This window comes from Bradyrhizobium sp. LeoA1Lang, from assembly GCF_055413685.1.
In genome coordinates, this window is sequence record NZ_JBVAPG010000108.1 from 1 (window position 1) to 19,493 (window position 19,493).

The 19,493-nt window shown below is 59.6% G+C and carries 18 protein-coding genes and 2 pseudogenes; 11 read left to right on the forward strand and 9 right to left on the reverse strand.

What is annotated here, in order from left to right:
* The first annotated feature begins 28 nt into the window (after positions 1–28).
* A complete protein-coding gene (locus ACZYOF_RS29335) occupies positions 29–379 on the forward strand; it encodes an integrase core domain-containing protein (protein WP_463717974.1) in 351 nt (116 codons plus the stop codon).
* On the opposite strand, the pseudogene ACZYOF_RS29340 reads toward ACZYOF_RS29335, so the two are convergent.
* Positions 332–1,963 (reverse strand): annotated as a pseudogene (locus tag ACZYOF_RS29340) (GAF domain-containing sensor histidine kinase); the annotation flags it as partial. The gene ACZYOF_RS29335 and the pseudogene ACZYOF_RS29340 overlap by 48 nt on opposite strands.
* A 377-nt stretch (positions 1,964–2,340) precedes the next feature.
* Here ACZYOF_RS29340 and ACZYOF_RS29345 point away from each other — a divergent pair.
* The 3 genes from ACZYOF_RS29345 (at position 2,341) to ACZYOF_RS29355 (ending at position 4,383) form a co-directional block, all read left to right on the forward strand.
* Entirely contained in the window at positions 2,341–3,345 is a 1,005-nt protein-coding gene (locus ACZYOF_RS29345) for a helix-turn-helix domain-containing protein (RefSeq protein ID WP_130583779.1), read from the forward strand.
* Between the two features lie 201 nt (positions 3,346–3,546).
* A complete protein-coding gene (locus ACZYOF_RS29350) occupies positions 3,547–3,690 on the forward strand; it encodes a globin domain-containing protein (protein ID WP_165421518.1) in 144 nt (47 codons plus the stop codon).
* 285 nt (positions 3,691–3,975) lie between these two features.
* Positions 3,976–4,383, forward strand: a complete 408-nt coding sequence (locus ACZYOF_RS29355) for a globin domain-containing protein (protein ID WP_130583780.1) — start codon at positions 3,976–3,978, stop codon at positions 4,381–4,383.
* Between the two features lie 713 nt (positions 4,384–5,096).
* Here the strand turns inward: ACZYOF_RS29355 and ACZYOF_RS29360 are convergent.
* Both ACZYOF_RS29360 and ACZYOF_RS29365 read right to left on the reverse strand, forming a co-directional pair.
* A complete protein-coding gene (locus ACZYOF_RS29360; RefSeq protein ID WP_463717970.1) occupies positions 5,097–5,414 on the reverse strand; it encodes a hypothetical protein in 318 nt (105 codons plus the stop codon).
* Positions 5,415–6,046: 632 nt separating this feature from the next.
* Positions 6,047–6,208, reverse strand: coding sequence for a hypothetical protein (locus ACZYOF_RS29365; protein ID WP_463702244.1), 162 nt, complete (start codon positions 6,206–6,208; stop codon positions 6,047–6,049).
* Between ACZYOF_RS29365 and ACZYOF_RS29370 the strand changes: the two genes are divergently transcribed.
* From ACZYOF_RS29370 to ACZYOF_RS29385, 4 genes are all read left to right on the forward strand, one after another.
* Positions 6,207–7,139, forward strand: coding sequence for an integrase catalytic domain-containing protein (locus tag ACZYOF_RS29370; protein ID WP_463702246.1), 933 nt, complete (start codon positions 6,207–6,209; stop codon positions 7,137–7,139). The two genes, ACZYOF_RS29365 and ACZYOF_RS29370, sit on opposite strands and share 2 nt — an antisense overlap.
* Positions 7,073–7,300 carry a hypothetical protein gene (locus ACZYOF_RS29375; RefSeq protein ID WP_165421100.1) on the forward strand — a complete coding sequence of 76 codons (228 nt, stop codon included), beginning with the start codon at positions 7,073–7,075 and terminating at the stop codon, positions 7,298–7,300. The genes ACZYOF_RS29370 and ACZYOF_RS29375 overlap by 67 nt, the downstream gene beginning before the upstream one ends.
* A complete protein-coding gene (locus tag ACZYOF_RS29380; RefSeq protein WP_207234458.1) occupies positions 7,297–7,887 on the forward strand; it encodes a hypothetical protein in 591 nt (196 codons plus the stop codon). The genes ACZYOF_RS29375 and ACZYOF_RS29380 overlap by 4 nt, the downstream gene beginning before the upstream one ends.
* A 626-nt stretch (positions 7,888–8,513) precedes the next feature.
* Entirely contained in the window at positions 8,514–8,963 is a 450-nt protein-coding gene (locus ACZYOF_RS29385; protein ID WP_463717971.1) for a DUF3788 domain-containing protein, read from the forward strand.
* Positions 8,964–9,295: 332 nt separating this feature from the next.
* Here ACZYOF_RS29385 and ACZYOF_RS29390 read toward each other — a convergent pair whose 3' ends face one another.
* Positions 9,296–9,502, reverse strand: a complete 207-nt coding sequence (locus tag ACZYOF_RS29390; protein ID WP_130578700.1) for an ATP-binding cassette domain-containing protein — start codon at positions 9,500–9,502, stop codon at positions 9,296–9,298.
* Between the two features lie 141 nt (positions 9,503–9,643).
* Here ACZYOF_RS29390 and ACZYOF_RS29395 point away from each other — a divergent pair, with 141 nt between their 5' ends.
* The 3 genes from ACZYOF_RS29395 (at position 9,644) to ACZYOF_RS29405 (ending at position 13,571) form a co-directional block, all read left to right on the forward strand.
* Positions 9,644–10,099, forward strand: a complete 456-nt coding sequence (locus ACZYOF_RS29395) for a (2Fe-2S)-binding protein (protein ID WP_130578699.1) — start codon at positions 9,644–9,646, stop codon at positions 10,097–10,099.
* Positions 10,100–10,102: 3 nt separating this feature from the next.
* Entirely contained in the window at positions 10,103–12,310 is a 2,208-nt protein-coding gene (locus tag ACZYOF_RS29400; RefSeq protein WP_282531211.1) for a xanthine dehydrogenase family protein molybdopterin-binding subunit, read from the forward strand.
* A 241-nt stretch (positions 12,311–12,551) separates the two neighbouring features.
* On the forward strand, positions 12,552–13,571 hold the full coding sequence (locus ACZYOF_RS29405; protein WP_130578697.1) for a helix-turn-helix transcriptional regulator: 1,020 nt from the start codon (positions 12,552–12,554) through the stop codon (positions 13,569–13,571).
* Between the two features lie 62 nt (positions 13,572–13,633).
* Here the strand turns inward: ACZYOF_RS29405 and ACZYOF_RS29410 are convergent.
* From ACZYOF_RS29410 to ACZYOF_RS29430, 5 genes and pseudogenes are all read right to left on the reverse strand, one after another.
* Positions 13,634–14,844 (reverse strand): annotated as a pseudogene (locus ACZYOF_RS29410) (DUF3095 domain-containing protein).
* 152 nt (positions 14,845–14,996) lie between these two features.
* Positions 14,997–15,512, reverse strand: a complete 516-nt coding sequence (locus tag ACZYOF_RS29415; RefSeq protein WP_130578694.1) for a Dps family protein — start codon at positions 15,510–15,512, stop codon at positions 14,997–14,999.
* A gap of 26 nt (positions 15,513–15,538) precedes the next feature.
* Entirely contained in the window at positions 15,539–17,164 is a 1,626-nt protein-coding gene (locus ACZYOF_RS29420) for a GMC family oxidoreductase (RefSeq protein ID WP_463717972.1), read from the reverse strand.
* A gap of 354 nt (positions 17,165–17,518) precedes the next feature.
* Positions 17,519–18,355 (reverse strand): hypothetical protein, encoded by an 837-nt coding sequence (locus ACZYOF_RS29425; RefSeq protein WP_245475995.1) that lies wholly within the window; start codon positions 18,353–18,355, stop codon positions 17,519–17,521.
* A 359-nt stretch (positions 18,356–18,714) separates the two neighbouring features.
* The gene (locus ACZYOF_RS29430) at positions 18,715–19,116 is read right to left on the reverse strand and encodes an SPW repeat domain-containing protein (protein ID WP_130578691.1); all 402 of its coding nucleotides are present in this window, start codon (positions 19,114–19,116) and stop codon (positions 18,715–18,717) included.
* Between the last annotated feature and the right edge of the window lie 377 nt (positions 19,117–19,493).

Below are 19,493 nucleotides of genomic sequence, written 5' to 3' on the forward strand. Positions count from 1 at the left end.
AAGGGCGAAAATCAGTTGCCAAGGGTCATTGCCGGCGTCAAATTTACCGACGGCGTCGCAGAATCGACGACGCCAGCTAACCGCGCCGCCTGATCAGCCCCATCACCCAATTTCGGCCATAGCTCCCTCGCCTTGGCAGAATGGCTTTGCCGAACGGCTGATCGGATCGATCCGGCGTGAGTGTTTGGACCACGTCATTGTTTTGGGCGAGGCGCATCTGCGTCGGGTTCTGCAATCCTACGCCGACCATTACAATAACGTCAGAACGCATCGATCCTTGAACAAGGACGCGCCGATTTCTCGCCCGGTTCAGCGAACCGGTGCGATCAGTTCACGCCCCATCCTGGGCGGACTTCATCACCACTACGCCCGAGCTTAAGTTTTCGGTACACACAGCAGGCAGCGTGAATTGAAAAGTCGCGCCCTGAGGTTGGGCGGCGGTGGCCCACAGTCGGCCCCCATGCGCTTCAATGATGGTGCGGCAGATCGATAGACCCATCCCCAAGCCGCCGGGCTTTGTCGTGTAGAAGGCCTCAAAGATGCGCTCGAGACCCGCTGAACTCAGACCTGGACCCGAATCCCGCACTACGACGAGCACGCCGTCCGGCTCGCCCTTACCAGTGGTGATCACCAACTCTCGCGCCCCCTCGCGAACCGAGCTTAATGCTTCGACGGCGTTGATGATCAGGTTCATGATCACTTGTTGCAGCTGGACCCGATCTGCTCGAATGAGTGGCAAGCTCTCCGCAAGTTGCGTCCGCACCGAAATGCCGTTCTTCAAAACCTCGGCCCGGGTCAGGGCTATGACCTCAAGCACCGCCTCGTTGATCTCCAGGTCGTCCTTCCGTGGGGGCGCCTTCTTGTTTAGGGCGCGGATCCCATCGATGACGTCGATGGTTCGGTTGCCTTCCTTGACGGCGGCACCGAGCGCCTCCCGGACCTCCTCCAGATTGGGCCGCCGCGCGTTTAGAAAGCGCAAGGCAGCTTGGGCATTGGTAACTGTCGCCGCGATTGGCTGCATGACTTCATGGGCAATCGAAGCCGAGAGCTGCCCCATTGTTGCGACTCGATTCGCGTGCACGAGCTCCATCTGCACCTCGCTGTAGCGCCGCTCGCTTTCGCGAATTTCCTCCTCCGCCCGCTTGCGCTCGGTTAAGTCCACTACGAAGGCCATGCCCTGGTCGTGTCGCCCGCCGAACCTCGCTGCCCCGACCAGCACCGGCACGCGGCCGCCGCTTTTCAGGAAGTACTCCTTCTCATAGGGGTGCGCGGTTCCGGTCGCCTCCAGATCCGCCACACGTCGGTCGTCGGCGTCGCGCCATTCGGTGGGCGTCAGATCCCGCCAGCGCAGTCGACCGGAGACGAGATCGTCGCGGCTGTATCCGACGATGCGGAGAAAAGCTTCATTGGCATCGCTGATCCGACCGTCAAGATCCCAGACGAAGATGCCGATGATGTTGGAATCAACCAGCCGCTGTATCCTCGCCTCCCGTTCTTGGAGATCGCCGTAAAGACGAGTGTTCTCCAGTGACATCGCCGCCTGCGAGGCGAGCAGATTGAGGACCGTCATCCGGGCGGGAGTGAAAACGTGGGCCGTCAGGTTGTTTTCGAGGTAGAGTACACCGGCCAGTCTGCTCTGTTTGAGCAACGGCAGGCAGAGAATTGAACGGGCGTGCTGCCGCTGGATGTACTCATCTGCGGAAAAGGGGTTCGCGGCTGCGGCATCGTGGAGAAGAACGCTCTCTTTCGTCCGCATCACGTAGTGTAGGATAGACTCCGGCAGACCTGCAGCGGTTACACTTGGTTGTCGCTGACCGACGGTCACCGTATCATCGCTGGTCGTGACCTCCGCCTCAACCCGATACTCATCATTCCGCGCAAGAATCAACAGGCCTCGCTCTGCACCCGCGTATTCGATCGCCGTGCGCATGAGCGTGTCGATCAGTTTGCCCTCGATGATCTCCCTCCTGAGATTGATCAGTGACAGTCTCCTGATGCGGTCATCGGCCATCACGATCTCCCTGCAAGAAAATTTGCAACCTCGGCCTTACCTCGATCTCAATGACTGTAGGGCCGCACATCACCGCCGTCGTCTCAGTGAGCGCCGCACGATGTCTCATTCTCCGCCGATCGGACTTCGGTTGCTGTTTAGTGGGCCATCTGGGTCTTCCTCGAACGGGAGAATGCGGCGGCCATCTCGGCCGCCGAAACCGAGACGCGACGGGACCACACCGCGTCGGATGACCGCCTCCGAAAGTGGGAGTCTCGCACCCTCGCTTTACCCATGCGATCAGTTTAAGATTGGGACCTCGGACGTTCGGTCGGTCCATAGGGGTCGTCATGCAAGTCTCTTTTTCCACCGAACATATAGCGCCGCGCGACCGCGTGAGGTGCTGGTGCGACTACTTCGCGAAGCAGGCCCATAGCATCACGCCGGGCGAGGTCCCGGATCCCGGCGCCTTTCGCGCGGAAGCGAGCGGATCGATTGCCGGCGAATTTGCGCTGCTAGATATCAAATCGGAACTCGAGAGGGTCCAACGCACTGCGGCCGATGTTGCCAAGGACAAGTCCGAAGCGTTCTTCGTCCGCCGATTTCGCGTGCCGGTGATCTGGAGGGCCGGCGCACGCAGCACGCCGGTCGACCTCATCCATGAAGCCGGCGACTTCTGCATAAGCTCAACCGAATGGCAATTCGACGCGGAATCGAAAGGCCCTGCCTCGTACGACATGCTGATCATCCCGCGGGCCGCGCTCTCGCCGATTATAACCGGGGGCCGACTGGAGTGTCCCTTTCGGCTGCCCGGCGCGTCGCCGCTCGGCTTGCTGCTAGGCGCAGCTATCGATGCGGCGAAGGTGCAAGCGCCGCTGCTTCCCGAGGAACTTAGCGAAGCCGTGCTGCGCAATCTCTGCGGCCTCGTAGCACTGACCTGTAACGCCTCCGACGAGGGCACCAATCGCGGGCGGGATTCGCCGCACTCGGCGCGGCTCGCGGCAGTCAAGCGCTATATCGATCTGCATCTCGCCGATCCCACCCTGACGCCCGCCAGCGCCGCCGTCGCACTCGGCATGTCGGCGCGCCAGTTGCACCGGCTGTTCGAGCCGAACAATGTTAGTTTCGCCCGATACGTTTCGCGCCAGCGACTGCTCCGGTGCCGCGAGGCGATCGCCGGGGCGACGGGAACTGGCCGGTCGGTGGTCGACATCGCTTTTGGCTGGGGGTTCAACAGTATGGCAACATTTTATCGCGCGTTCGTAAGCGAGTTTGGTAGCCCGCCCACCATGCTACGCGCGGTCTCGCAAGGACGAGCGAGCGGCCTGCGCACGACAGGGCAAGAAACATCGTGAATGCTCCGCAGCAGGAACTTGTCCAGATCGCCTTCGCCAGGCTGGCGGTGAGCCAGAGGTCGCCGGAGCTCGGTTCTACGAGCGGCTATTCGCCACCAATCCGAGTTTCCGGCCACTATTCAAGAAGGACATTCGCATTCAGGTCGGCAGACTGATGACCATGCTCGCAACGGTCGTTTACAATTTGCATCAGCTGGGTAAGTGCCAGCGATCCGTGGTTTTGCCGTCCGTCATGTCGAGTATGGCGTCGAGCTCGCCGACTACGTCGCGCTGCGGGAAGCGCTGCTCTGGACCCTCGAACAGGCGCTTGGAGAAGATCTCACGCCCGCCATCCACGAGGCGTGAACGGTCTACTACGATGAACTCGCCGGTGAAATGAGCCGGCGGCCGGCGTCTGACTACGATCTCCCGCTTGGCGCTGAGTGAGACGTTTCATGGCGCTAGATGAGACGACCTCGCAGCCGCTTCTATGTGAATGATGCTGCGGCCCATGGAACTGGCGGGCCGAGGAGATAAGCCGTTCTGCCAGATCGCGTGATGCTTGTACGCTGTGGGATGGTGCATCCGCCATGCCGAGTTTAGCGTTGCGTATAGACGAGTGAGGGACCCCGCACGCGGAGAAAAAACATCGTGAATACGGCGCAACGGGAACTTGTCCAGACCACCTTCGCCAGGCTGGCGGTGATGCCGGAGGTTGCCGGGGCGTTGTTCTACGAGCGGCTACTCGCCAAGAATCCGAGTTTCCGGCCGCTGTTCAACAACAACATGCGCGTTCAGGGCGTCAAGTTGATGAGCATGCTCGCTATGGTCGTCTACAATTTGCCCGAGCCGGATCAGGTTTCGACTGCGTTGCGTGATCTCGCCGTCCGTCATGTCGAGTATGGCGTCAAGCTCGCCGACTACGACGCGATGCGGGAAGCGCTGCTCTGGACCCTCGAACAGGCGCTTGGAGAAGATCTCACGCCCGCCGTCCGTGAGGCATGGACGGTCTGCTACAATGAACTCGCCGGTGAAATGAAGGCGGCGGCCTACGTCTGATTACGGTCTCCCTGTCCCTATCGTAAATCCAATCCGCTGGCGGTTGATAGACAATCGGGCGATGCTGCTGCTCGATGTTGGATTTGTGCAAACTGATCTTTGGGACGATGATCGATCTGCTACGGTCGCGAGTAACGCTCGAGGCAGAGATTGTGGTGCTGCGGCACCGAATCAACGTGCTGCGGCGGGCCAATCCCAAGAGACTTCCATTTGGGTCGATTGACAGGCTGATATTCGGAGGCGTCTGCCGGCTGTTTCCCAAGATGTATGATACACTTGCAATTGTCCGACCGGACACTGTGATCCGTTGGCACCGTGCCGGCTTCAGATCGTATTGGCGCTGGAACTCGCGACGCCGCCCCGCGGCGGCCAACTGTGTCGTTGGAAATTCGCCGGCTGATCCGCGAGATGAGCATCGCTGACGGCGGCAAGCTGCATCAGTCATTTTCGTATCCCCTCAATACCGTGTTCTGATGTTTGATCGTCAACCATTGCGGCCAGATATTCGGCGGCGGTGTGATCGGATCGTCGGTCAATTGAAGGACGACTCGCTTGAGCGAGACAACCGGTCCAAAGCTCGCAGCAAGATCGTAGGGTGAGACACGCACCAGCGTCTGCGGGGTGATATCGCGAAATCGCACAAGCTTGGGCAAAATGACAAACGGGACGTCGCGCGGCCCGCTTTGACGAAGCAACTGATGAAGCGCGGCTTTCTAATGACTATAGGACAGGCCGATGTCCGTTCCAGATTGGAAGTAGGCTGCGAAAAGGGTAAGCATCCGGTATCGTCCAACGGACATGAAATCTGCTGGCTGCGGTTGCGTCCGATACTCAGGTCCTGATGGCGCATTCGCGAACGTCAGGAAAAGCAGACCCTTTTCCCCGAGGTCGACGGTCGGTGCATATCCGACTGGTGTTGGATTGGTATCCTGGCCGCCGAGGTTGACGGTCTGATCCGGTTGTATGCTGTAAGCAACGTCGATGACGCTTGATCCGGTCTTGACCTGATCGCCATCCTGAACTTCGACCATCAGGCATAGCGGACATGGATATCGTAAAAGTTCAGCCGAAAAGGCCGACTCCAAGGATCGGTAAGCCCAGGAATATTCCAAGCGCAACCAGACAACCCTTCATTTGGATGCCGCTCAAGCGTGAATGTTGAACCGGATTAAGGTTGCACGCCCGCAATCGAAGCAACCGTTAACGTCGAACGCAAATAAAGGGCGTGACTTCCGGTATGGGTCAGACTCGGAAGTCCAAATCGACCGGAGCTAAGGCCGGTCTACCACTGACAGCAGACATCTGGGCGACCGCGAGATTTCGTCGCTAAGGGCCAACGACCGACATCACACGTTTGGCCTAGAATCAAAGAGCCGCCAACTTAGGGCAGCGCCGCTCACTCACAGTCTTGGACAAAGAGTTCCCCTTGTTACAACAGTATCGCAGATCAACGTACGTCGTAATAACGCAATGAATAGAGAAGCCATACGCGCGAATTACTGGTTTTATCGTCGCCTTTCGCATATATAATAGTCGTAGCTCCCAAGTACAAAACACAGCTGTGAACCCGACGTAACACTAAAAAAACCACGTCACCGAGCTATAGAGCCTCATCCGACGTAGTATTATTTTGCAGAACTCGGGGAATTCCCTGTCGGCGCCACTACTCGCCATTTTTGTGATGCGCCAGGTAGGCTTGAGTGCTAAGCTGATTTTTTTCGGCGCGCATTGCCTCATCAAGAATGTTACCGGAGAACTGACCGTCAGGATTGGGGCGGCGATACCGAATCGGATCGGTGTCGCCGATGGCAGGACGGATCAGCATGGGTGCGCGGCGCGAGCTCACGGCGGCGGTGGTAGAGCGCTATCGATCAGCAGGGCGGGCAGATAAGGGGCGCATACTCGACGAGCTTTGTGCGGTAACCGGCTGGCATCGCAAGCACGCGGTTCGGGCGCTTGCCAGCCTTGTCGCGATTTCGCGGGAGGCCCGGCGGCAGCGAAGGCCGACCTATGGCGCCCCTATCAGGGATGCGCTGGTGGCGCTATGGGAGGCCTCGGATCGGATCTGCGGCAAGCGGCTCAGGGTAATGATTCCGACGTTGCTGCCTTCGCTGGAGCAGCATGGCCGGCTCAAGCTCGACCAGGCCGATCGAGCGCTGGTGCTCGGCGTCAGCGCAGCCACGATTGATCGCCTGCTGGTCGAGACCAAAATTGCCGCGGCCGGCGGTAAGCGTCGGCGGGTTGGCTTTTATTCGGCGGTACGGCGTGAAGTTCCGATCCGGACGTTCAACGACTGGCACGATCCGCCGCCGGGGTTCTGCGAGGTCGACATGGTGGCTCATGGCGGCACATCTGTAGCTGGCTCGTTCATTCAGACATTGACGATGGTCGACGTCGCGACTGGTTGGACCGAATGCATGCCGCTGGTGACGCGCGAGAGCGGCCTCGTCGTGCGAGCCATGGAGCGCGCACAGAACCTGTTTCCCTGGCTCATTCGCGGCGCCGACTTCGACAACGACAGCGCGTTTATGAACGATGTCGTCGTGCCCTGGTGTCGCACGCAAAAGATCGAGGTGACACGCTCGCGCGCCTACAAGAAGAACGATCAGGCTTTCGTCGAGCAGAAGAATGGCGCGGTCGTCCGGCGACTTGTGGGATACGTCGCTTCGATGGCGTCGGGACGACGCGCGTGCTGGAACGCTTGTATGCCGCATCGCGGCTGCACACCAACTTCTTCCAGCCGTCCTTCAAGCTGAAGGACAAGCGACGCGAGGGCGCGAAAGTGATCAAGCGCTATCATGTTCCGGCCACGCCCTATGCGCGCGCACTGGCGCATCCGAAGTTGAGCAAAGGCGTCAAACGGCGTCTTCGAGAGCTTTATCGCACGCTCGCCAGCACCTCGCACATCCCGAGGTGATTACCGAATTTGTCGATGCCTATAACGCCGAGCGCAAACGGCTCAAGAAAGAGGCGAGCACCGAACGCACCCGGATCGAGCGGCGGCTCGGCGAGATCGAGCGCGAGATCAAACGCATCGTCGATTTCATCGTCAAGGGAATGGCGACCGACGCGCTCATCCCGCGAATGAATGAACTGGAAGCCGAGCGCAAGACGTTTGCCGCGCGGCTTGAGACGGCCAAGGAAGCCGACAACGTGATCGCGCTGCACCCGAAGGCCATCGACCGCTATAAGCGCACGGTGAAGGAGTTGGCGAATGAATTGAAGCGCGGCACCCCAATGGAGTTTGCGACCATCCGTGAATTGGTGACGGCAATCATTGTGCACGCCAGCCCTAGCCGAGCGGGTGGCGCCGGGACGAAGGCGAACGCTGAGGATGGTCGGAGCGTGCGGATCGACATCAACGGGCGCCTCGCCGCGCTCTGCGGCAATCCGGCTTTGTTCTCCAATATCGCTACGTCGGGGGGATCGTTGGTAGCGGGGGTCCGCTACATCGCTAGACCCACTATTTCGCAATCGCTGTTTTCTTACTGGAGAGCAGCCTAACTCGCAACGTGGACCCTTTGTAGCTCGGCAAAAGCCGCCGTTCATACGCTATTTGTCGCCGGCTCGAAAGGTCCCTGCATAGGTTCAAATCCTGGACGCAGGCGCTCCCACAAACTTCCTCCGCTCGCAATTTCCGTGAAGTAGGTATCGGCGGTTCGAGAAGCGCGCGAGGGCGTTTCGGGCGCGCGGGGACCGCCGGTATGCTTCGGACCCGGCAGGAGCAAGCTAGTGCAGGGCTTCCCAACTAAGACCTAGCCGGGAGCGAACTACGGTGGAAATGCCGACGCCTTCGCAAGCGCGGAGCGTTAACTCAAACACCTGCGCGTTGTATGTCGCACGCGTCTCCCTGAACAGACTAGGCTCAAATGCCAGTCAACGAGCACAGTCCTGTCCTCGAAGAACGGACCGGACGTCCAGATTCCGTGTCCGCAAATCCACGCGCCGGATTTTAGCTTTGACGGGCAACTCGCCTATGCCCCAAATGGTGGAGAGAGGTCCGTGACAGAACTTGCGCAACACAGATTCAAACCATGGGAACATCGCGACACACCTTTCGCGCAAGATCAAGGTCGGCCGCCAAGTCTTCCGAACCGGTCTTGAAAACTTGTGATTGAAGGAAAAGCGGCATGGAACAGTCCCCCCAGATCGGTGACAGGATCACTGACAAGTCAGCATCGCCCGATGATAGCACTGTCCGCGACTGGATCGGACCGGGCGCGTTCAAGCATTGGGCCTCTCTGCAGAACTGGATCGAGGACCCCGGTGTCTTCGCGCCGGAATGGCTCTATGGCGGCAAGAAGCGCGGCTGGTCCCTACGCTACAAGAAAACAAAGGCGTTTTGCACCTTCGTGCCGGAATACAGGCGGTTTTCGGCCGTGGTGGTCTTGGGGGGAGCAGAACGAGACAAGTTTGAGGAGCGCCGTTATATCTGGCGCTCGCAGTTGGTCAAGCTTTACGATGAAGCCCAAACATACCCGGACGGGAAATTCCTGACAGTTGCGATCTCATCCGCAGATGATCGGCATGATGTGACGGAGCTTTTGACTATGAAGCGCCCTCCACCGTCGCGCGCTTGAATGTCGCGGAAATCTTAAGTTTCGCGGCAAAGTCGGCAAGACGCTGGATATTCAGCAAAAAGTCTGTCACAAGAATCGGATGGTGCCGAGCGGCCATCCGGCCGTCAGATCTCGCAACGACGTTGCACGATGCGTTATCGCGTGAAGAGTTAGCTTCAGCCCACCAACTACCGATCAATATGCTCCGGCAGGAGTGTCGTTACGATCCGCCCTATACGGCCACTGTTTGTCAGCGCGACGTTCGTGCAGATTTGCCAAACAAGTTGCAGGGTCTGCTCGACGAGCGCGACGCATGCGCCGCCGGCGGCCGGGTAGCCATCAATTCCCCGATCTCATCCACAGCCCTTAGGCATCAGGCCTTCCGTAGGTTCATCGACCAAGTAGATGCTGGGTCCGAGCAACATCACGCGAGTGAACGCCAGAAGCTTTCGTTCTCCCCCGCTCAGTGATTCCGCAATTTGTCTACGGCCCGCGGCGAGCCGCCCGAGGCGAACATAGGCTCTGTCAATTTCCTTCTTAGCTATCCGGTTTGCGAGCATTCCCCGTTGCTATGGAAACTATACATGCCGGCTATTGGAAAGCTTCGTCCCGTGTTGCGATCAATGCGTAGAGCTTTCGCGGATTTCATGAGTGACGTTGATTGGCTCATGGCTCACTCCCTACGCGCTCAAGAGGCATTCATGGCTTTCACATTAAAGATCAACGGCTCACCCCATGAGATCGATGTCGACGGCGACATCCCCTTGCTGTGGGTGCTGCGCGATGTGCTCGGCATGACCGGGACCAAGTTTGGTTGCGGCCAAGCACTGTGCGGCGCCTGCACCGTGCATATCGACGGTCAACCGGTCCGCTCCTGCCAGACGTCGGTCGATAGCATCGGCGATAGCGCGGTCACCACGATCGAGGTGATCGGCCAGACGCCGCAGGGCGCGGCCTTGCAGAAGGCGTGGCTGGAGCTGGAGGTGGTGCAGTGCGGCTACTGCCAATCCGGCCAGATCATGTCGGCGGCGGCATTGCTGAAAGATACTCCGAAGCCGAGTGATGCGGATATCGACTCAGCGATGTCGGGAAATGTCTGCCGTTGCGGTACCTATCAGCGTATCCGGGCCGCGATCAAGCAAGCAGCGGGAGTTTGAGCCATGGATAGGCTGATTCTAACGAACCGGATCGAAGGTGAAACGGCGATGTCGCGGCGCACCTTTTTTCAGGGCACAGGTTTGCTGCTTGGTTTTGCGCTGACCGGTGCAAGCACGGAGTCCGTCTTCGCGGCGCCTGCTTCTCAGGTGGTCGAAAACGAGGTCACGGGTACTTTCGCGCCGAATGGTTTTATACGGATCAATCCAACCGGCGCCGTGACCCTGGTCATTCCGATGATTGAGATGGGACAGGGCGTTTACACGTCGCTCTCGATGCTTCTCGCTGAAGAACTGGAAGTGAAGCTTGACCAGATTCAGGTTCAGCATGCGCCGCCAAATCATGCGCTTTACGTCAACTCGATCATCGGCATTCAAAATACAGGTGGTTCCGCCTCTGTCCGCGCCTTCTGGACACCGCTGCGTCAGGCAGGGGCAGTCGGTCGTAATCTGCTGATTGCGGCAGCCGCAAAGCGCTGGAATGTCGATCCAGCTGCTTGCCGCGCCAAGGATGGCGTCGTGTTCGATGCGTCAGGCTCGAAGCATCTGGGCTACGGCGAACTTGCGACGGCTGCGGCGAAATTGCCTGTGCCGCCTGCGGCAACCGTCAAATTGAAGGATCCAAAGGATTTCACCCTGATCGGCACGCGTGCCAAGCGCGTGGATTCACCGATAAAGGTCGATGGGCGCGCGCTCTACGGCATCGATACGCGACTGCCAGGCATGAAGGTTGCAGCAGTTGCTATTTCGCCCGTGCTCGGTGGCAAAGCGAAAACGGTGAACGATAAGGCCGCGCTGGCAGTGAAGGGCGTCCGGCAGGTGGTCAATATCGATGAAGCTGTTGCCGTGGTAGCGGATCACACGGGTGCGGCGAAGAAGGGGCTCGAGGCTGCCGCCATCACGTGGGACGATGGGCCGAACGGCAAGGTCAGCAACGCCGATATCGTCAAGCAGTTGGAGGAGGAATCCAGAAAGCCAGGCGCGGTTGCCCGTAACGATGGCGATGCAGGGAAGGCTCTTGCGGCGGCGGCGCAACGGGTTGACGCCATCTATCAGGTGCCTTTCCTGGCCCATGCGGCGATGGAGCCGATGAACTGCACCGTCCACCTGCAGAAGGACCGTTGCGACATCTGGGTCGGGACACAGGCGCCTACGATCACACAGTCTCTGGTGGTCGAACTCACCGGCCTCCCAAAGGAGGTGATCAAAATTCACAATCATCTGATTGGCGGTGGCTTCGGCCGAAGGCTGGAGGCCGATGGCACGGTGCTGGCCGTCAAGATCGCCAAGCACGTCGATGGTCCGGTGAAGGTGATCTGGAGCCGCGAGGAAGACATCCAGCACGATATGTATCGGCCGTACTATCTCGATCGGTTGTCGGCCGGACTTGACGCGGCCGGCAAGCCGGTTGCCTGGACGCATCGGATCGCCGGCTCCTCAGTCATGGCTCGCTACTATCCCCCTTACGTCAAGGACGGATTGGACCCCGATGCCGTAGAAGCGGCAGCCGAGCCGCCCTATGCGCTGCCCAATATCCACGTCGACTTTGTCCGGGTCGAGCACCCTGGTGTCCGGACGTCTTGGTGGCGCGGCGTCGGACCGACTCACAATGTTTTTGTGGTCGAAAGCTTCATAGATGAGCTCGCTCATGCTGCGAAGCAGGATCCCGTCGCTTACCGCAAGGGATTGCTTGGCCACAATCCGCGAGCGCTCGCTGTTCTGTCGCTCGCGGCGGAAAACGCAGGGTGGGGATCGCCCCTTCCCGCGCGGCATGGCCGCGGAATTTCGGTACAATTCGCATACGGAAGTTACACGTCGCAGGTCGCCGAGGTCGAAGTGGCGGCCGATGGCTCCGTCAAAGTCAAGCGGATCGTCTGTGCGATTGACTGCGGCATGTACGTCAATCCAGATACGATCGAAGCACAGGTTCAAGGTGGAACGCTTTTCGGCCTGACTGCCGCGCTCCATGGGTCAATCACCTTCAAGGATGGACGGGTCGAGCAGAGCAATTTCGACAGCTATCTGCCAATGCGTATCGACGAGGTACCGGTGGTGGAGACACACTTGATTAAGAACGCGGAGGCTCCGGGTGGCGTTGGTGAAGCTCCGACAGCCATTGTCAGTGCTGCAGTGACCAATGCGATCTTCGCCGCGACCGGCAAGCGCGTGCGCAGCCTGCCGATCGATACAAATTCGCTGAAATCGTCGTCTTAGTCCTTGCCCGTCATCCCGCGCGCGTTGTAGCGCGCTCGGGATGACGGTCGGGAACTAAAGCCGCGGAGCATAATGACTATGGGAGCGTTCGCGTTCTCGGCAGGTCCCAATTTCGTCTAATTGGCAAGAGACGAGGTTCAGTGGTACGAACAGCATGGCGACGCCCCCGCTGATCCTTGGAGAACAGGTTTCGGAGCACTATCGGCGCCGGTAGCCGGGCAATAAATAGGCCACTACAGCCATGCGGAACACCTCGAAAGCGGTTCCAAAGCAGGCTCTCGTCGGGCAGAACGTTTCGCCGCCCGCGGGCGCCACTGTCAAATTGTCTACAACAGACCTCAACAACTTGATGCAGGCGCTCGACATCGATGTCATCGCGCTGACTGAGATTTTGGTGCCGCACGGCCATCGAGTCGAATTTGGGACGATTGACGTACCCGGGATCCACTACAACTTGAGTGGCGTGGGACGCATGTCCATCAACGGCGGACCAGAGATGCCGTTGAGCCCTCATTTGCTCATCATCGTGCCGCCAAACACTCCGTTCACGATCGAGGTTGGCGGTGGAAGTAGCCCACCGAAGCTCATTTCGAGAGACTGCTGGACTCGTCAAGACGGCATCCTCCGCATCGCAGTGCCAAACGAGCAACCCGAAATTGTTCAGATATGCGGCTTTTTTAACGCATCCTTTGGTCAGTCTGTGAGGCTGTTCGGAGAACTCCGCGAACCCGTGATCGAGCAATTCGAGCCAGCGGACAAGATCGATCTGAAGCTTCGCGAGGCTATAGACGAGTTGCTACAACAGGAGGTCGGCGTTGGAGCCATGACAGCGTCTCTGCTCAAGCAGATCGTTGTCTCGTTGGTGCGACGGTCCCTCAAGTCATCCCAGCGGTGGACTGAACGATTCTCGATACTTGCCGACAGGCAGGTCACCCGTGCTTTTGCGGATATGGTGGCGCGGCCGGGAGCCGCCCATTCAGTTCAAAGCTTGGCACACAGTGCAGGATTGAGTCGTTCGGCGTTCATGGCGCGTTTCTCGGACATCTTTGGACAATCCCCGATGGCCATCTTGCGAGACTTGAGAATGCGCCAGGCTGCGATCGATTTGACGACAACGACGATGTCGATCGACGTCGTTGCTCTTAATGCGGGGTACGAGAGCCGTTCAAGTTTTGTGCGAGCTTTTCGAAAGGCGTACAATCGAGATCCGAGCGACTATCGACGGATAGCCAAGGAGGGCAGAGCCCGGAAGGAGATCTGAGAACAAGGTGCGATCCGAAAGCAAGAACGGGGCTGCCCCGCCATGGCGCCCTCCGCCTTGCGTCATGCAGAGCGGCGCTCAGACTCAGGTACTTCTCCGCTCGCAACATTTCGCTTCAAGTTGGCCGCGGCGAAGGCGTAACCCCCGGAAGCACCGTCAACGAAGTGCACGTGATTGGCTCGCGTGGGTGATGGCACGAAGCACGTAAGATTTGCCGCCGACTGTCGATGCGTTCCAAAAACGCATGCTCCTCTCCGCTGAGCCTCTTCCAAGCGTGCGTCAACGACGTCAGCGAATTCAGATGAGCAGTCCACTGTCATACGTAGGCCGTCATCGAATTTTCGGTAGTCCGTATTCTCCACAAGCTCTCGCCGGAACTGAGCTTCATGAAAACCACCAATAGGAATTCCCACCCGCGTCAGAATGGCGCGCAAGCATTTCGCAGCCCAAGCCGCAACGGGCATCTTTCGGCTGCCTTTCTTGATGGCATGATCAAGATGGTCGCCGGTCCATGCAGGGAGCGGGCCTTCGACAGGCAACTCATCTGAACGGAGCGTCCGCAGGAGCTCCTGTATGAGTTCCACGAACGAAGTCGGATCATCGCACGGAACGACGATAAGAGAAAAGATGACGCCGTTCTTGGCGCTGATCGGCGCAAATCGGCACGAAAGACCCGTGAGATCGGCTGTTACTCCCACGGGCGCGCGCGGAAAGCTGTAGTCGCCTTGCTTGAGTTTGCGCTCTGCCCAGGCGAGTCCTCCACCGGCAAACATCGCGTAGGTGACGTTCGAAGAGGGCGCGAAACGGCTACCAGGACGTCCAAATGCTGAGCTCGAATGTCCGCGATAGGAATCACCGCAATGCGCAACGTGAGACCCAATGCGTCTTCAGCCCAAGCGGCGGTTTTTGCCAATGTATCCTTGGTGATGGACGAATAGGCGCTGGGCGCGGCGAAGCTCGCGCCATCTCCTCCGAACGTGGACGGAAACTGTAGGTCGGGTAGTGCATTGCTCACGGCGGCAAGAACCGCCGCACCGACCGTATTCACCTCACGGTACCGCCCTTGTTCAATAGCTTCGGTGGAATGGCTGACGTCCGTAACAGCGATGGTCCAGTCATGAGGTAGAGGGCGATACCGATCTCGCCGCAGTACGTCATCAAAAGTGTCGAAGGGCACAAGCGCCTGATAGAAGCGGTCGTCTTCGCCCTCTTGGTCAACCCTTCTCTGGAAACGACCGACTTCGAAGGCTGGCTCTGATCCATCCACCATCATTTGCACTCCCTTCGGTCGTCGTCGGAGTTCAGGGTGAAGCTGCTAACTCACTAAGGGTCAGCAATCGCCAGTCTAACGTCAAAGCCCTAGACGGGATTTTTGCGGGAGCGTAGGCAGTCACCCGAGCTTCGCGGGTGGCCATGCGCTCGGGGTCAAGCTCTCCTGGTCGCCTCGAACAGGAACCATGAGCGACTTTCCGCCTCGTCGATCCAGTTTTCGATCAGGCTGGCGGTGGAGACATCGCCATGCTCGTCGCAGACGTTGTGGGTCTGCCGCATCCGCTGGCTAAGCGCCAGGTTATCTTCCTTCAGCTCGGCCAGCATGTCTTCGGGCGTGACGAAGCCAGCATCATTGTCCTCGATATGCTTCACTCTGGCGATGTGGCCGATCGAACGAATCGTTGTGCCGCCAATCTTGCGAGTTCTTTCCGCGATGTCGTCCGTCATCGCAAAAATCTGCGCGGCCTGCACATCAAGGAGGAGGTGATAATCCCGGAAATGCGGGCCTGATATGTGCCAATGGAAGTTCCTGGTCTTGACGTAGAGCGCGAACACGTCTGCCAGAAGCACAGTGAGCGCCGCCGAAATATGCTTGGTGGCATTGGAGCCGAGATTGCTCGGCGTGTCGAGTGGTGCCTCGCGGCGCTTTCGCGCGTCTTCCATACTCATTTTGATCCCTCCTTCAGGGTTCTACCTTAGGCCACGTCGGCTCGCGCCGGAGCTCCGGAGGTCCGCTTCAGATCCTCGACCAGCATCGCCACGGCGTGGCGCGCAAGCGCCTGAGTCGGGGCGTTGGTATTGCCGCTGGTGATGTTCGGCATGATCGAGGCATCGATCACCCGGAGGCCGTCGACCCCGCGAACCCTGAGCCTCGCGTCGACCACCGCTCGCGCATCCTGGCCCATCCGGCACGTGCCGACCGGGTGCCACATCGTCGTCACGACACGCTTCACCCATTCGCCGATCTCCGCATCCGACTGGACGTGTCGGCCGGGATCCATCTCTTCCTCGATCACCGGCGCCAACGACTCCTGGTCCATGACCTTGCGGATCGCGCGCACTGACTCCACCGCGGCCCTCAAGTCTTCCTCCTCGCCGATGAAGTTCGGGTTGATGAGAGGCATCGACGTTGGGTCGCTGTCGGCCAACCGCACCCAGCCGCGGCTCTTGGGCTGAAGCACCACGAGTTCGAAAGTGATGCCCGAGCGGTCGCCCGCCGGGCCGAGTTGCTCGGTCACGACGATAGGAGCGTGATAGCATTGGATCGTGGGTTCGGCGGAGAAGTCGGACGGATTCCAGTGAGTCACCGTCTCGATGCCGTTGCCCGACGCCGGGCCATCCTTGGTGACGAGATAACGCAAGCCCGCCTTCACGCTACCGAGGCCCTGCGCGGCAGCCTGATAGCCGAGATCGCCCTTTACATAGACACGGACCGGTACCATCGGGTGGTCTTGGAGATTTTCGCCCACCTCCGGAGAATCGACGATCACCGCGATACCATGCTGTCGCAGCTGCTCGGCTGACCCGATGCCAGAGTGCATGAGGATCGTCGGGCTATGGACGGCGCCAGCCGACAGCACAACTTCGTCGGCCGTGATCCTCTTCAGGCTCGTGTCCATGAACTCAACGCCGACAGCCCGCTTGTTCTCGACGATGATGCGAACGACGGTCTTGCCGGTGAGAAGGGTTACGCGGCCCGAGGTGAGGTGCGGACGCAGATAAGCGTCGACCGCGCTGCATCGGCGCTGATCTCCGACCGTCGACTGCACTGGCGAGACGCCGATCTGGCTCTTGCCGTTATAGTCGGGATTATAGAGAACCCCATATTCCTGGAACGCCTTGAGGCAATATTGGTTCAGCTTATTGATGCCCTTGGGCAACTGGACCGCCAGACCACCATCTATGCCGTGATATTCGTCGTGGAAGGTGTCGTTGTCTTCCTGCGCCATGAAGACGGGAAGCAGGTCTTCATACGACCATTTGCCGGTGTCGCCGACCGCGTCCTGCCACGCAGCGAAGTCGCGTATCTGACCACGGACGTAGCACATCGCATTGATCGAGGAGCCGCCGCCGAGTACCTTGCCTGAGCGATATGCGCGCTTTGTGCCGTGCTGGGGAACCGTCTCGTATTTCCAGACATGCCGGTCGTGGGCCAGCAGTTTGGCGAAGCCGGCCGGAATGTGGATGAACGGATCGCGATCCATGTCGCCCGCTTCGATCAGCGCGATCGACGCATCGGTGTGTTCGGCGAGATAACTCGCGACAACGCAGCCGGCCGCGCCCGCGCCGACAATGACAATATCGTAGGCTTCCTGGGACATCAGTGCCGTTTTTCTTTCATAGCATTTGTATCGTTCAATCAACGCCCGTCGCTGACGCAGCGCCATCGCGGCTCCTGATCCTGAGATTGATCGGACCATGCTTTTGAAGAGTGACCTTGCAACGCCGGCGAGGGAAATCACCTCTCGCCATCGAGTCGATAGACGATCGTTATCGTCGCTCCCCGAGGTCGCCCTGGCGACGTTCGCCTCACCGGCATCGGTGACGTACCAGAGCTGCGTCGCAGCGTTTCGCGAGACGTGCTCTCGCGCTCGACGAAACAAAAAACGCGGTCCGCGTGTCACACCGGCTCCGGCCGCGCCGTCATGACTCGGGACCAACACTACCGCTGTCGCCTAGCTGATCCGAACCCCGCACATACCCGCGATGATCGCGGCCGAGATAGCGGCGCTTATTGCCACGCCCGCGCCCCAAAGACGATTTGCGGCGCGTCGATTGACGCCATGCGCGATCAGCACCACTCGCAATCCCGACGTAAGATGGCTTAGGACAAAGAAGACGCCGAGCGCGTAATGAGGCAACAGCCGGATATTCCATGCGTCATGAATGAGCCCGGTCGGGGCTCCGATCGCGAAATTCCAATCGGTCGGTATACCGAGAAAGCTACGAGCGTAGATGAAAACGGAGTTCATGTGCCCGAGGATGTACAGCGAGAGGTAGGCCCCCGAGCCGACCTGAAATGTCCGATGGAGGCCCTGCGGGGCGGCACTCCAACGCCAGGCCAGAAACAGGCCGGTGCCGATCTGGAAAAGCATGGCCGCGACCAACAGCGGTTCACCCACGTCAGAGCGGTAGACGACGCGGCCGACCTTCATGACGGCCGCATGTGCGTCGGGGCCGATCAACCCAAACAAGTGATTGGCTAGATGGAACGCCACATATAGAAACAAGACCGCCGCCGTCATTCCGTGGACAATGCGCCAGCGCCCCACGGTCGGCCGCGTCGCAGCGACAGGATTGCCGGCGGTCTGTGACCAGATCGCGATTGCGAGCCAAAGCACGCACCACACGAGTTCGTCGGGGATGGGGCTATGAATCAGGGCCTGAACGACGCCAAGAAAAACGAAGAGCGTTGGGGTCGCTACGCCGGCATAGGCGAGCCGCCGCGCCCATGGATCGGCGTCGGACCGGCAAGCGAGCGCGAGCGCGAGAAACGGCACGACGAACGCCACGGCCAGGATCAAGGTCGCGGCGACAATTGCGAGAGGCGAAGGTATTGCGGCCTGCGTGCCAACGACGACATGAAAGGCGCGGAGTAGAAAAGGGTAGCAAATGGCCGCCGCCGCGGGAGCCAGCGCCGAATAGTCGAAGCGTGGCCCGATCACGGCGCTTCGGTCCCGCGGCTGAGCAAACGCGTTCATCTTAAACCCCGTAAATATCAGCCGCCCGATCCGGCGAGTGCTTGCGCCGTATTAGCCCTCCACCATCGGCGCTATCAAGAATGATCCCGGCCCCAGCCCCAAGCGCGCGGGTCCGTGACCGACGGCTGCAGACGAACATCGGCGACGTCTCGACGACGCCTTCGCAGCTTTCAGCCAGCTGCGCGCCTGCCCAATTCCGGACGCATCGCAACCGGCTCCTCAGGCGCGTTCAGGACCGACGTCGTGAGCAGGACTGCCGCAGCGAGGACCCAATAGTACCAGGCGTCGAGCCCTGCGAATTTGAAGGCAAACGGTGCAATGACAAAGACCACCCCGACGGCGCGATCGACCCAAAGGTGCAGCCAGTAGGGAATGATGTGGACGAGACCGGTGGGATGGTCGGTCAGGGCGGCCAAGAGCAGCGCGGCCACACCGACGACAACCGAAAGCCACATTGCGACCGGTCCGCTTTGGCCGAGCTTCAGCACGAACGGAGCTGCGATCAAGACGATCGCGACAGGATAGTCGATCAGGTAGGCGTGGATAGACTTGGTGATGAAGCGAAACGACATCGGAGACTCCTCTGCTTGGTTACTCGAGCGGGTCCTTGCGACGTGGAAAGTGCATCCACCCAAGAGGGCGATTTCGCGATCCTGTGATGGCAAGCACTCCGTCACGGGCCAGCCCGGTTAGACGAGCAGTAAGGGTACGCCGGCACGCCAACGATTAGAAATGCCCGGTCGTTATCGTTTCCATTCCACTCGCCCGGCGCCATGGAAGCGGGTTAGTTTGGCGCGTCGACCGCGAGTGTCCGAGGGCGGTGCTTCAGTATCCGGCTGTCGAGGTCAGGGAAGGCTTGGTAAGACAGCATTGTTCGCTTCATGCGTAGCGCATTTGGGTGGCTTTTGAACCGGCCGCAGTGAACGCATGCGCCGCATGCTCTCCCCGG

Bases quoted from the DNA above. Each gene is read 5' to 3' on its own strand.
- ACZYOF_RS29390 (WP_130578700.1), bottom strand. From the start codon at position 9,502: ATGCTCGCAAACCGGATAGCTAAGAAGGAAATTGACAGAGCCTATGTT.
- ACZYOF_RS29385 (WP_463717971.1), top strand. From the start codon at position 8,514: ATGGAACAGTCCCCCCAGATCGGTGACAGGATCACTGACAAGTCAGCA.
- ACZYOF_RS29345 (WP_130583779.1), top strand. From the start codon at position 2,341: ATGCAAGTCTCTTTTTCCACCGAACATATAGCGCCGCGCGACCGCGTG.
- ACZYOF_RS29415 (WP_130578694.1), bottom strand. From the start codon at position 15,512: ATGAGTATGGAAGACGCGCGAAAGCGCCGCGAGGCACCACTCGACACG.
- ACZYOF_RS29395 (WP_130578699.1), top strand. From the start codon at position 9,644: ATGGCTTTCACATTAAAGATCAACGGCTCACCCCATGAGATCGATGTC.
- ACZYOF_RS29420 (WP_463717972.1), bottom strand. From the start codon at position 17,164: ATGTCCCAGGAAGCCTACGATATTGTCATTGTCGGCGCGGGCGCGGCC.
- ACZYOF_RS29400 (WP_282531211.1), top strand. From the start codon at position 10,103: ATGGATAGGCTGATTCTAACGAACCGGATCGAAGGTGAAACGGCGATG.
- ACZYOF_RS29365 (WP_463702244.1), bottom strand. From the start codon at position 6,208: ATGCTGATCCGTCCTGCCATCGGCGACACCGATCCGATTCGGTATCGC.
- ACZYOF_RS29360 (WP_463717970.1), bottom strand. From the start codon at position 5,414: ATGGTCGAAGTTCAGGATGGCGATCAGGTCAAGACCGGATCAAGCGTC.
- ACZYOF_RS29430 (WP_130578691.1), bottom strand. From the start codon at position 19,116: ATGTCGTTTCGCTTCATCACCAAGTCTATCCACGCCTACCTGATCGAC.
- ACZYOF_RS29405 (WP_130578697.1), top strand. From the start codon at position 12,552: ATGCGGAACACCTCGAAAGCGGTTCCAAAGCAGGCTCTCGTCGGGCAG.
- ACZYOF_RS29370 (WP_463702246.1), top strand. From the start codon at position 6,207: ATGGGTGCGCGGCGCGAGCTCACGGCGGCGGTGGTAGAGCGCTATCGA.